This window comes from Eximiradius sp. (genome assembly GCA_937127445.1).
Classification (GTDB): Bacteria; Bacteroidota; Ignavibacteria; order Kapaibacteriales; family UBA2268; genus JAKIZO01.
Window position 1 is genome coordinate 1 of sequence record CAKZLY010000004.1, and the last position, 12,329, is coordinate 12,329.

General features: G+C 35.0%; 11 protein-coding genes. 3 read left to right on the forward strand and 8 right to left on the reverse strand.

Going from position 1 to position 12,329, the window contains the following annotated elements; translation table 11 throughout:
• Positions 1-483: 483 nt before the first annotated feature.
• The 6 genes from AC6QZF_RS00945 to AC6QZF_RS00970 all read right to left on the reverse strand — a co-directional run bounded on the left by AC6QZF_RS00945 (position 484) and on the right by AC6QZF_RS00970 (position 7,610).
• Positions 484-1,098 carry a class I SAM-dependent methyltransferase gene (locus AC6QZF_RS00945; protein WP_499798011.1) on the reverse strand — a complete coding sequence of 205 codons (615 nt, stop codon included), beginning with the start codon at positions 1,096-1,098 and terminating at the stop codon, positions 484-486.
• 176 nt (positions 1,099-1,274) lie between these two features.
• Positions 1,275-2,468, reverse strand: coding sequence for a hypothetical protein (locus AC6QZF_RS00950; RefSeq protein WP_499798012.1), 1,194 nt, complete (start codon positions 2,466-2,468; stop codon positions 1,275-1,277).
• Between the two features lie 10 nt (positions 2,469-2,478).
• Positions 2,479-3,813, reverse strand: a complete 1,335-nt coding sequence (locus AC6QZF_RS00955) for a multiheme c-type cytochrome (protein WP_499798013.1) — start codon at positions 3,811-3,813, stop codon at positions 2,479-2,481.
• A gap of 28 nt (positions 3,814-3,841) precedes the next feature.
• Positions 3,842-4,786, reverse strand: a complete 945-nt coding sequence (locus tag AC6QZF_RS00960; protein WP_499798014.1) for a chemotaxis protein — start codon at positions 4,784-4,786, stop codon at positions 3,842-3,844.
• 223 nt (positions 4,787-5,009) lie between these two features.
• Positions 5,010-7,004, reverse strand: a complete 1,995-nt coding sequence (locus AC6QZF_RS00965; protein WP_499798015.1) for a TonB-dependent receptor — start codon at positions 7,002-7,004, stop codon at positions 5,010-5,012.
• A gap of 66 nt (positions 7,005-7,070) precedes the next feature.
• Complete coding sequence (locus AC6QZF_RS00970) at positions 7,071-7,610, reverse strand: hypothetical protein (RefSeq protein WP_499798016.1); 540 nt, start codon at positions 7,608-7,610, stop codon at positions 7,071-7,073.
• A gap of 199 nt (positions 7,611-7,809) precedes the next feature.
• On the opposite strand from AC6QZF_RS00970, the gene AC6QZF_RS00975 reads away from it, so the two are divergent.
• The 3 genes from AC6QZF_RS00975 to AC6QZF_RS00985 all read left to right on the forward strand — a co-directional run bounded on the left by AC6QZF_RS00975 (position 7,810) and on the right by AC6QZF_RS00985 (position 10,082).
• On the forward strand, positions 7,810-9,042 hold the full coding sequence (locus AC6QZF_RS00975; protein ID WP_499798017.1) for a BamA/TamA family outer membrane protein: 1,233 nt from the start codon (positions 7,810-7,812) through the stop codon (positions 9,040-9,042).
• Between the two features lie 163 nt (positions 9,043-9,205).
• A complete protein-coding gene (locus tag AC6QZF_RS00980) occupies positions 9,206-9,514 on the forward strand; it encodes a DnaJ domain-containing protein (RefSeq protein WP_499798018.1) in 309 nt (102 codons plus the stop codon).
• Positions 9,515-9,536: 22 nt separating this feature from the next.
• Positions 9,537-10,082, forward strand: coding sequence for a gamma carbonic anhydrase family protein (locus AC6QZF_RS00985; RefSeq protein ID WP_499798019.1), 546 nt, complete (start codon positions 9,537-9,539; stop codon positions 10,080-10,082).
• 102 nt (positions 10,083-10,184) lie between these two features.
• On the opposite strand, the gene ruvB is transcribed toward AC6QZF_RS00985, so the two are convergent.
• Both ruvB and porD read right to left on the reverse strand, forming a co-directional pair.
• On the reverse strand, positions 10,185-11,207 hold the full coding sequence (ruvB, locus tag AC6QZF_RS00990) for a Holliday junction branch migration DNA helicase RuvB (protein ID WP_499798020.1): 1,023 nt from the start codon (positions 11,205-11,207) through the stop codon (positions 10,185-10,187).
• Between the two features lie 16 nt (positions 11,208-11,223).
• Entirely contained in the window at positions 11,224-12,117 is an 894-nt protein-coding gene (porD, locus tag AC6QZF_RS00995; protein WP_499798021.1) for a type IX secretion system protein PorD, read from the reverse strand.
• Positions 12,118-12,329 lie beyond the last annotated feature (212 nt).

A 12,329-nucleotide genomic window follows, 5' to 3' on the forward strand; every position in this document is an offset into this window, starting at 1 on the left:
TGAATATATCCCAACAAAAAGTAAGGATATTAAAATTAAAGTTCTCATTTTTTCCTCATAATTATTAATAAAATAAAAAAAAAATAAATAAATAAATAAATAAATAAATAAATAAACATCTTATTACCAATTGCTTGCTTAGAAACTTATAGTTGTAATGAGTTTCTATATACACAATTGATTTTTTTGTATTTGAAGATATTCAATAATAGAAGAAGCTCAAAGTATAGAATCAATAAATTTGTCTTTCAATTGTGGGTACTTGAACAAAATTGTTAATTGGAATCTAGTACTTATATTATTGAAAAAGTAAAGAAATAATTATTTAATCTCCTAATCTCTGAAAAATTTCAAACAAGTAAATTATTCTCGATAAAGTTACTAATTAATTTAATTTTATGCAAATTAAAAAAGTTTTTTGAATAAAATAATTACTTCAAGATATTTCGGCATCTATCTAATACAAAAAAGTACTCTTAATCGCTATTGTTTTTGGAAGTCAATTCTGGTGAATGTTTTGCCGTTGAGTAATCTGTATTCTAAAGATTTTGCAACTGTAAGCTTGCTCGCTTTTGATGTTTCAATTACTGTTTTTTTGTCAATACTATGGTAAATAGAGTTCAAACATTCGAATGAATCTGAATATTTTGTTTTACTAATAAAACCATTTGAAAATTCATTTTGATATACAACAGATAACACTCCATTTTTATTTAGTTTAGCGCTTATATTTTTAAGAAAACTAACATAATCAATGTATTCTAAAACTAAATTGCATATTGCCATATCAATTTGAGGAATAGATGATATGTCTTTATCGATATCTAAGTTAAGAAAAATTATATTATTACGATTTGCAAATCTATTTTTACAAATTGTTAGATACTTTTCATTGATATCAATTGCGTAGACAATATTTATCGTTTCCGTGTGTTCTAATCCATTGCCTGTTGTTATTCCAAAAATAGCAAGAGAATTAGGCATATAATCAGTTATTTGTGAATGCATTATTGAATTTAATGTTTGCAATTGATATACATTGCTATCCGACATATGTTTTTCATAGTCTTCTGCTGCTATGCTGAGCCAAGGATTCATAAATTATTTACTATTCTTTTTAATTATCTTATTCAAAAAATATATCAATACTAGCATAATTATACTAAATGAAACTAATAAGAACCAACTCCCAAGTCCATTACATTGACACTATATTTCCCCATATATTCGAACAATATCCGATTTTTGTGATTTGTTCAAATAATCAAATATTTCTAAAATCCTGTCATTATTCCTACTACTGCTTTCCCAAATTTCCCTAATTCTTCACTATCGGTATATGTGTATTCAGCAAAAAAACGTAGATTTCGCCGAATAGCATGTCCTGCATGTAATGATAATGACTTTTCGTTAAGTTCCTTGTAGTCGCTATTGACGTAGTTCAATAATATTGCTCCATAAGGACCCGAATTATCGCCTCGTGGAGTGAAAATCAATTCGGCAAATCCACCATCAGTTTTGATTTCTTTATCAATTGTCGAAGCCGCTGAATTACGAAGTGTATTTTTATCAGTTCGTAACAAATACTGAACGTTTAGTTCCAAAATATCATTATAGCTTAATGTCAAATCAGGTCCAAAAATCGTAAAATCTGTATTGCTTCGTGTGAAATTATTATTTACACTCTCCCGTCCAATATACGAAAATGCTCCAATTCGAGCGAATTCTCCAATATCTTGCGAAATTCTTGCTGAATAGTTTTTATACTTATCCTTGTCGAATAATCTTGCTTCATTTGCAGCAGAAATGCCATTACCATTGCCCACTTGCAAAACAACGTCCGTGCCTGTTTCTAAACCAAAGGTAAGCATTATCCCACGGTCGTAAGCAAGATTTGCTTTTGCAAGCCCAACTTTTGTTTTATAGATGTTGTAATCAGCAAACGTCAAACGAAGCTCTCGCTTGAAAAGCGGATCAGAAACTTGATATTGTCCAACGTATAAATCTAAATCAACATTAAATAAATCATTAAACATTATGTAAGCATCTTCAATCCCAGCAACTTCGCCTCTCTCTGAAAAGAAAAAGTAGAAATAATATGCTACATCGGAAGCTATAGTCCCGCCCGATAAAATTTTCAACACATAGGGAGTTGCAAAATCTCCTTGTTTTTTGTTGGCAGTATTGTATGCTGCATTCAAATCTAATCGGAATCCAATAGGAAACTCTCGCATCAGCGAAAGTTGTCCGTCCCCTGTTTCAAGGAAATATCTTGGTGCTTCGCTATCTTTGAATTTAAATCCGTTCCCTGCAAACTCATTCCCATATGGCTTGAGTCTTGGGGCAGGCGCATGGCAAGTTTGACAGGATAATCTATACTGACGAGCAAATGCCGGGATAGCCGATGCTTCGCTATATGCCTCTAAAAAAATACATACTACAAAAATGATAATAAATATATTTTTCATTTTTTCACCTTTAATCAATTATTTTAATCTTTGCATAAGCTGTGTTTACTTCAAAAGGGCGGTATTCTTCTTCTGGTACCTTCAAATATTTTCCGACTGAACTTACAAGCAATTGATAATATAGCGTTGCTTTGAATGTAAGCTCTTTTGATTTGATTTTATCAGGGATGTGAAATGTAAAGTTTTCAATCTTTGTTTCCCGTGGACCTATGCGATAATCGACTCCGAGCGACGAAGTGTTCCATTGTTGTATTGTCATTCTCCCTTGCGGATCAAAGTATGGCATACGAAAAATTCTATTGCCTTCGGGAATATCATCACGCTCTAAACCTTTGAAATTTGGGTCTTTTAGGGGAATCCCCATATCTTGATAGGCAAGCGTCTTTGTAGAAATAGTATATTCTTCGCCAGGAAAACCTTTCCGACTAACAGGAATATGGTATTTCGTCCCATTTCCATCAATTGCAACAAGTTCGAGCCATACTAATCTGTCTTCCACCGAACCTGTGGGAAACTTGTGCCCGGTTTTCTGGTTATATAGAGTAACTGTCAGCTTTAATGCATCGCCGGGTTCGCATTCGCTATGGTCCGGGTATACTTTCAGTTCGATCGTTCCGCGAACTTTCGATGGGTCGTGTGCCCCTGCAAAAATATGTTGCCTCACGTCAGGGTACACTTTCCCCATCGCAGCTTTGATGCTCTGTGCTCGTGGCATATGGCAATCTTGGCAGTGAACATTTTCTTTAGCATAAGGCCCTTCTTTCCATTCCAAATGTGTGGATTTCACCCATACCCCGTATGGACTTTTTTCGTTGTGGCAAATCCCACAGAAGTCCCCTGTTTTCATTATTGGATTTACTTCAATTTTGTGGACAGGCGAACCTACCTCACCAATTCGTGAGTTATACTTTGTTTTTCCAGGTTTTATAACGTAGTTGAAATTATAAGGGATGTCTCCCTCAAATCCTGAAATCAAATGGCATACTTCGCAGGATACTCCTTCGTTAGCTCGTGTACCTGCTGAAGGTGGTTTCGGAGGGATGTCGCCAGTAAGCAGTGCAAGTGGTGCGTGGCAACCATTGCATCCTGCTTCTACCTCTGCAACTTTTTCGTCAAGGCGAGCGTGTGGCAGTGCCAACGCAAAATACTCGATTTCGTCCCATTCGTGTGTGTACGATTGGGACATCATTGCTTGCGACCACTGATTGTAGATATCACGGTGGCAGGTCGTCCCACAATATTTCGGCGTTTCAAAATCAGAGTATTTATACTTTGGGGTATTTAAAAATGAAACTAAAAAAGTTGAAACGCATAATATTGTACTAACAAGTAGAATTTTTTTCATATAAACTCATGGATTTATTGATACTCTATTAATTGTTGTTTCCCTCAATTAAATATCTTACTGTTGAAAGTAGTTCCCCTATCTGTGGCTTTGTTAGCTGAGCATTGGCACCGACTGCTTTGCCTTTGTGAAGCACATCTTCAGAAATTATTGAAGAAAATATAACAACAGGTAATTTTTGTAAAATCGGGTCGGTCTTTATTAATTTAGTTAGCGTATAGCCATCCATTATTGGCATTTCAATATCGGTGATTACAATATCACAGTAATTTTCCAATTTATCGCCTTCACGCACTTTCTGAGCAATTTCTTGCAAACGTTTCCACGTTTCCTCGCCATTGTGAAATGCTTCAATTTCGAAACCTGCAATTTTCAATCTATCTGTAATCATTCGGCGAATTGTTTGAGAATCCTCAGCTGTGATAGCTCGCAATTTTTTCTCAAATTTTTCCACTTTTTGTTTAATATCAATAGCAGATGATGGATCAATATCAGCAACAATTTTCTCAATATCAAGCATCAACACTGTTATATCTTTCAAATTTATGATCCCAACAATTGATGATTTGTCGCTTCCAAATTCCTCCATAGCATCTGGTGTTGTTATATCTGTCCAAGAAATTCGGTGAATTCGCTTAACATCGGTTACAATTAATCCAACCCGCAGTTTATTAAATTCTGTAATAATCATTTTGTTATATACCAAATCCGATGGAATACCATATAAATACTTACGCAAATCGAGCGCTGGGATTACCACTCCACGCAAGTTAAATACGCCACAAACGCACTCATGTAAATTCGGTAGTTTCGTCAATTGCGGCATTCTTATGATTTCACGCACTTTCGCCACATTTACTCCAAATGATTGCGTCTGTTCTGCTCCGTTCTCGTTTGTAAAATCAATTACAAATTCAACTATTTCGAGTTCGTTTGTTCCAGTTTCAAGAAGAATATTTGTTTGAGTTGCCATAAAAGAACCTCATTTTTATCTATAACATACAAATAATAAACGAAAAAATCAATATTTTAATAATGAATTTATCGTTAATCTTTTTTTATTCTTTAGATTTAACTTATGTCGATGTGTCCAATTGAAATAATGCCCGTATTGCTTATTTACTCGTTTGCAATACGGGCGTCTTTTAAATTAAGCTTTAAATTTCTGGCTTAATGAATTTTCAAGTAAAGCAAGATTAATATCTTATGCTGATGCCACATGAAAATGTTCTGCCGTATCCAGGTAGTCCAATTTGCGTTAAATAATATTCATCAGTAATGTTGTTTATGCGAGCAAATATTTCAAAGTTGTTCCCATATAAATTGAATTGGTAGCCAATACGGAAGTTAAGCAAAGTGTAGTTTTCGAGTTCGTCGAAATTACCTGAAATAGCATTCAATGCATATTGTTTACCGATATGCTCCAATTCTATTTGTGGGGTAAGTCCAAAATCAAATCTATATCCCGCTATTACCGATGCTTGTAGCTCAGGCTTATATTCAAGATGGTCTACTTCCTTGCCTTGCTCTTTGCCTTCGGATTTCATAAATGTTGCATTACCTTCCAACAAAATATTTGAATTTGGCAATAAGTCAAACCCAATTTCTGCTCCATATACTGTTGCTTCGGCAAGATTGTCTCTCATTCGCATATTTGGATATTGTGGGTTGTAAAGCGGATGGTCTTTTGGAACTTTGATGCGAATAATCAAATCATCATAGAAACTTCCGAATGCTGTAAAAGTCAAATTAATTAATTCAGAAGCATAATTTACTCCCCAATCGACCAAAAGCCCTGTTTCTGCTCCTAAGTCAGGGTTCGGAATAAATTTGCCTAATGCTCCTGAATATGCTTCACGCAAAGTCGGGAAGCGCGTCCTGCGTGAAATATTTGCATAAGTAGAAATTTCATCTGTCAAATAATATCGCGAACCAACAAAAATCCCAAAATCTTGAAATGTTTCGCCTTCGCTGTCTTTGTAAATCCCTGTTTTGGGAGTTACACAACCATCGTATGTCGCTCCAGCAGCAAACTGAATATCCTTGTAACTTGATTTGTATTCCAATCCAGCTGAATATGTGAATTGCGAGAATTCGTTCTCTGCATTGTTGTCAATTTTTTCCTTATGCAACGAATAAAATGAATTAAATACAGCGGTCAAATAGTTTTTCTCAAACACTTCATATTCCAAAGCAAAGCGATTCCCGAAAGTAAAGTCATTGTCCTTTTGCTTTGTTGTTATGTTCGAATATGTTGAGTCATACGCATCAATTTGCTGATGAAAAAAGTCGCCCCAAAGCGTTGTGCGGAAAATAATATTCTGTCCTAAATACTGCTCTGCGTTGAATGTTACAACATTACGATTAACGTCCGAATATCGCCAGAAACGTGCGTCTTTTGCATAGAGATATTCTTCGCTTGGAACTCCTTTTTCAGCAGTAGTTAAATTATACGACAAACCAAGTGAAGTCCCCTGCATAGGTTTGTATTCTGAACGAATGAATATGTTCAGCCTTTCTAAATCACTGTTTGTGCGAAGCCGTGAACTTTGCGATTGATGTAGCAATGTGTTCGGAGCATCTTTCGACATCAAAAATCCGTCCGCTTTGTTGTAACTTACTGCTGTTAAGTAATTGAAACTACCAAATTTTCCGTCGTTTGATGCTGAAATATATTTCCCACCTCCATCTGTATATTGAAGCTTTATATTTCCACCAATCCCATCAGAAGCGCGTTCATAAGATGAGATACTTATAACGCCACCAAGAATATTGGGACCCCATAACGCAGAATTTGAATTCTTCTCAACTTTTACTCGTCCGATGATTTCAGTGGAGACGATATTTAAGTCAAGTCGATTGTCCCAAGGGATGTTCATCATTGCTCCATCCAAAAATAATCCCATCTGGCGTTCCCCTGCTCCTCGAATAAATGGCAGAGCTTCGCCTCGCGAGTTTGTCCGTACCATCGTTGAAGGCATATATAATTGCAACTCAGAAAATGATTTAACGTCAGTAATAGAGAGCATTTTTAAATCAATCACCGACGACGAAGCAGTTATCTGTGGCGTGCTTTGAACACCGCTTACAACTATATCACCAAGACGATACACTCGCAAAGTGTCCTTGCTGGCAAATGCTGAATTAAACAAAAGACAAAGAAAAACAATATATATGCTTATCTTTCTCATAAATTCCTCTATTATTTGTTTGAAATATGTGTTTTTAATAATATAAAAGTAGTTTTTACGATACTTTTATATTTCCGGAGGTGGTGTTGGTATGTCAGAAATAAAAGAAATGTATTTTTCAGTTTTAATCATATTATTTTGAATTAAAGCAATATTTGGTAAGAAAATTGTTTTTGCAATCTCTTCGAAAAATAGCAAAAACGATAGTATTTTATTAATAACATATCCACGGCTTCCCTCGTTTTGAAATGAATTGCTTATTAATTCATCTAAATTTTTGAAAAGCTGTTCTTCTTTTTTGTCGTTTATACATTTTATGTACATATACCCATCGGATACTTCCATTTTTATTATATCATAAAGCCGACCGAAATAAAAAAACTCATTCTTTTCGAACTCCCTGTAATTTGGATCGCCAATTTTAATTTTCAAAAGTTCAACTTCAGTTTCTGGCAAACTCGATTTAAGCAAATGCTTGATTTCTTTTTTTATAATTCTTTGAGAAATTGAGAATAATAGTACATATCCCGCAGAATTAAATAATATTATTGGAATAATCAATAATACTAAAAACTTGCTTACAATATTTACCTTACTACTTTTCAATTATCTATTTCTACACGTAAAGATTAAACAGAATATATAAAAAATATTCGAGCCAAACCTCTATACGAATAACAAATTTAATATTTTAATGATGAATTATTTAAAGTCATTTTTGTACCTATAACCGTTTATGTTTTTAAGACGAATTTATTGGTATGAAAATAAATTTTCTTAATATTGCAAAAAAATTAGTGAGAATATGAAAATTCTAAAAATCGCATTTTTATCATTTTTTTTTATAACTTCAATTGTCTTTGCTTCAGAAAGCGATTCTTCAAGTGTTAGTGTAAATACACTTCCTTTCGGATTTTATAGCAATTCTCTTGGCTGGGTGTTCGGTAGCTTTACAAGTATTAAAGGCTATCCTCAAAAAAACTCATTTACCAAAGCAGGCGCAATAATTTCTACTAATGGTTCAAAATACGTTTATCTCCAAGCAGATGAAGTGCAAAACCCTCTCTTTAGAAGGCAGTTCATCAGACCTGATATATTTGTTGGCAAGTTAGGTGATGTCAAAGAATACATTGGCTTGCCTGACGCAAATGGAATCATGCCGGGAAGCAACAACTCCCGCGAAGAACAGCACCTACTTTTGCACGGAACAGATTATTGGTTCGAACTGAACTTGAAGCATCTTTTGCCAATAGGGGATGGGATAGACGCTAATTTTGACTACAATATAGATATTCGCAGCAGGGAACAAATTAATGAACCAATCTGGAATATTGGAAAACTGTTTTTCGAGACAAAACTCATTTATAGAGATATGACCCTGAAAAATAATTTTACAAAATTAAAAATCGTTACAACCGCAATTGATTTTTCTCTATCAAACGACAACACAAACTACATATATTTCCCAACTTATGGAACGTACCAGAAAGTGTCGTATATCAGACAATTCAATGCTTTTGGATGCGATGTCCCCGCAGATATGTGGAAAGCTGATTTCCGATACTTCTATCCAATTTTTGATGGAATTAACTCTTACCCAACTGTTATTGCCTTCAATTTCGTTACAATGGATACACCTTCTTGGGACAAAAAATACAAGGGGAAATATAAAAGAGGGAAACTTTTTGTTGGTCCAACTCTCGGTGGGACAAAATATCTTCGCGGCTACAAGGACCTAAGATTTCACGATAGGGCTATGCTCTATTATTCATTGGAACTAAGAAAAAACCTTGATTGGAACCCCTTCAATTACTACGAATGGACGCGAAAAATTGGAATTGATGTTCTACAATTAGCACTTTTTGGTGATTTAGGAAGAGTGGCTCCGAAATGGGATTTTGATGAATTTCATCAAGATATGCAATATACATACGGCATAGGTCTTCGTGCCTTTATGCAAGGAATGGTTCTTCGAATGGATGTTGGCAAAAGCAAAGAAAATATTATGATACAAATGTTTGTCGAAAATCCTTTTTAATTTCAATTATTTTTAGCATCTATACAATCAGAAATCTCTTTTGTTGCACTGAAAAATTAAGTAAAAATACGGATTTATTTTTTTCAATTCTTCTCTATTATCTAATATGATAGAATATAACAAAAGAAATTTCATTATTTTTTACTTAATTTTGTAACTGGATATGAAACCGAAAGACTATTATGCAATATTAGGTGTCGAGCGAACTGCTTCGCGAGACGACATAAAAAAAGCGTTTTATGAACTTGTAAAACGCTACCATCCTGATTTGCATAACGGCGATGAATACTTCCTTCAACGATTTCAAGAAATTAACGAAGCCTACTACGTGCTTGGCGATTTAGACCGCCGACTTGATTATAGCTTGCAACTTTACCGATACGAAGAAATTAAAGAAGAAGCTTTCGAAAAATTGAAAGATTTGCAAAAACAAATGAAACGCGAAATAAAAAAATCGAAAAAAAAGTTTTAGTTCAACAAATTTCGGGGTTTTAATGAGGTTAGAAACAGGTAATAGTGGAAGTATAATAACATATAACGGTAAAACTCCAATAATTCATCCTACAGCTTTTATTTGTGAAGGTGTTAAAATTATTGGTGATGTGGAGATTGAAGAAAATGTTTCTGTTTGGTACAACACTGTCATCCGTGGTGATGTCCATTATATTAAAATTGGTGCTCGTTCGAATATTCAAGATATGTCTATGCTCCACGTCACAAACGATATTTTTCCGCTTGTAATAGAAGAAGATGTGTCGGTTGCTCATTCAGTTTCTCTGCACGGATGCACCCTTAAAAAGGGCTGTTTAATTGGGATTGGTGCTATCATTTTAGATGGTGCAATAGTAGGAGAAGGAGCTTTGGTTGCTGCCGGTGCTTTGGTGCGCGAAGGCTTCGAAGTGCCGCCCTACACTCTTTTCGCGGGGCTCCCAGGAAAAGTAGTTCGCGAACTCACTCCAAAGGAAATCGAACGCGTCAAAAACACACCAACAAACTATATGAAATATGTTGCTACCTACCGCGAACTTCTTGGGAAATAATAAATTACTGTTTATTTATGTCTCTGAATAAAATAGGCTGGTTCATTATTTGAAGCAGCCTATTTTAATGGCAAATGCGAAATAACCATACTTTTTTTTCTATCAAAACAAACTATTTTCTTCCTGTTTATATGATGTTCCTAAATGTTCGTATGCAAGTTTGGTTGCAGTGCGACCTCTTGGTGTTCGATTAATAAATCCTTGCTGAATAAGAAATGGTTCGTAAACTTCTTCAATTGTTCCGGGTTCCTCGCCAACTGATACTGAGATTGTGTTTATTCCTACTGGTCCTCCATTAAATTTGTAAATGATTGCTTGAAGTATCCTTTTATCCATTTCGTCCAGCCCATATTTATCAACATCAAGAGCTGATAATGCAAATTGGGCAATTTCTCGCGTGATCTTTCCGTCTCCTTTCACTTGTGCAAAATCACGTGTGCGTTTTAGCAAACGGTTCGCAATCCTGGGCGTCCCACGCGAGCGTTTAGCTATTTCCATTGCACCTTCTTCGTCAATTGGAATGTTAAGTATTTTAGCTGAACGCAGAACAACCACAAATAAATCTTTGCTGTCGTAATAATCAAGCCGATTAACAATACCGAACCGCGAACGAAGTGGGTCCGATAACAATCCTGCACGTGTCGTTGCTCCGATTAATGTAAACCTTGGAATTTTAATCTGTATTGTCCGTGCCGATGGTCCGCTATCAAGCATAATATCCAGCCGAAAATCTTCCATCGCTGAATATAGGTATTCTTCGACTACCGTCGACAGCCGATGTATCTCATCAATAAATAATATATCTCCTTCGGTCAAATTTGTCAGTAATCCAGCTAAATCTCCAGGTTTTTCCAGAACAGGTCCAGATGTTGTCTTAATATTTGAGCCCATTTCTCGGGCAATTATGTAACTTAATGTTGTTTTGCCAAGTCCGGGTGGTCCGGTAAGCAGAACGTGGTCTAATGCTTCTTTCCTTTGTAGTGCTGCTTTTATGAATACTTTTAGATTATCTACTATTTTCCTTTGTCCTATAAATTCATCAAATATAGCTGGACGCAATGTAATATCTAAATCATCTTCTTTGATTTTCAAAGGAGAAACAGTGTCTTTTGGGCGTTCTTTCAATTTTTATCCTCGCAATTTATCTTCTTGCTTCATTGTAAACATGTGCGTTAGTCGGGTCTAAGTATATTAAATTATCGAAAACTTTTCCGTCCGGATACCCTTTAAAAAGTGCTGCAAATTCACGCGATTTTGTATCAAAAAACATTTGCAGTAATGCGCTTGGGCCCACCATTCGCTTTTCTTTGAAATCAGCCATTTTGCCTATTGTCTGAGCAATGTTTTCGAGCGCCTTTAGTTTATTCTTTGCAAGCAAATCCATCCCATCTAAATATAATTCTGTTATCAGTTTGCGGAAATTATAATAACGAGGATCTGTCAGTTCACTGATTAGCGTATACTTTGTAAGTTCACCCGGTGCAGCGTATGTCCCCCAACCTTCAACTCCTTGATTTGCTCCAAGCAGCAGCACTTGCTTCGCTCGGTCGAATGCAATATTCCCATCAAGTTCTCCGTAGCTATCTAAATCCATCCCAATTATTAGCATCATATAAAAATCAATTATACTTGTTATTTCATCAAATCTATTAATATTGAAAGTTAAATTTGCTCCCTGCGAATACGTAAAAACCCATTTATTTTCGAGCAATCTCACTGCAACAGAGGTTGCTTCGGCATCGTCCAGCAGAGAACGGCGGGACACAATATACATCCTTGCCGAAAATCTGTTCCTATTGCCACCTGCCAGCACTATGTTTATATCCACAGGAATGCGTTCGCCTTCCCATTCAATATTTACAAATTGCTGGTTGTTAATATAATTCTGCAAGTCATTTTCCAGAGATGATACAAATATTCGCTTCTCCGGGTCAACTTGCTCCATATTGACGTTTACAGTTGCTTTTATTTCCTGAGAAATCAAGTTGTTAAATAAGAAAAATGAGCATATTAAAGTTAATAGTAATTTTTTCATCATTTCACCACTATTATTAAGATATTAACGAAATATAACTAATTATGTTAATCTATGCAAATTATTATGAAATGATAGATTGTTACTCAAATAAAATAATTTTAATATTAATCAGCATATTTTATAAAAATAAATTATTCTGTTGAAAAATTTTTTGTTTGATTTGTTTATTTCTACGATATTTGTATGATTATAAAAATTGATAATAATTA

Excerpts from the sequence above, each read along its gene's own strand:
- AC6QZF_RS00985 (WP_499798019.1), top strand. The coding sequence starts at position 9,537 with ATGAGGTTAGAAACAGGTAATAGTGGAAGTATAATAACATATAACGGT.
- porD (WP_499798021.1), bottom strand. The coding sequence starts at position 12,117 with ATGAAAAAATTACTATTAACTTTAATATGCTCATTTTTCTTATTTAAC.
- AC6QZF_RS00955 (WP_499798013.1), bottom strand. The coding sequence starts at position 3,813 with ATGAAAAAAATTCTACTTGTTAGTACAATATTATGCGTTTCAACTTTT.
- AC6QZF_RS00960 (WP_499798014.1), bottom strand. The coding sequence starts at position 4,786 with ATGGCAACTCAAACAAATATTCTTCTTGAAACTGGAACAAACGAACTC.
- AC6QZF_RS00975 (WP_499798017.1), top strand. The coding sequence starts at position 7,810 with ATGAAAATTCTAAAAATCGCATTTTTATCATTTTTTTTTATAACTTCA.
- AC6QZF_RS00980 (WP_499798018.1), top strand. The coding sequence starts at position 9,206 with ATGAAACCGAAAGACTATTATGCAATATTAGGTGTCGAGCGAACTGCT.
- AC6QZF_RS00965 (WP_499798015.1), bottom strand. The coding sequence starts at position 7,004 with ATGAGAAAGATAAGCATATATATTGTTTTTCTTTGTCTTTTGTTTAAT.
- AC6QZF_RS00950 (WP_499798012.1), bottom strand. The coding sequence starts at position 2,468 with ATGAAAAATATATTTATTATCATTTTTGTAGTATGTATTTTTTTAGAG.
- AC6QZF_RS00945 (WP_499798011.1), bottom strand. The coding sequence starts at position 1,098 with ATGAATCCTTGGCTCAGCATAGCAGCAGAAGACTATGAAAAACATATG.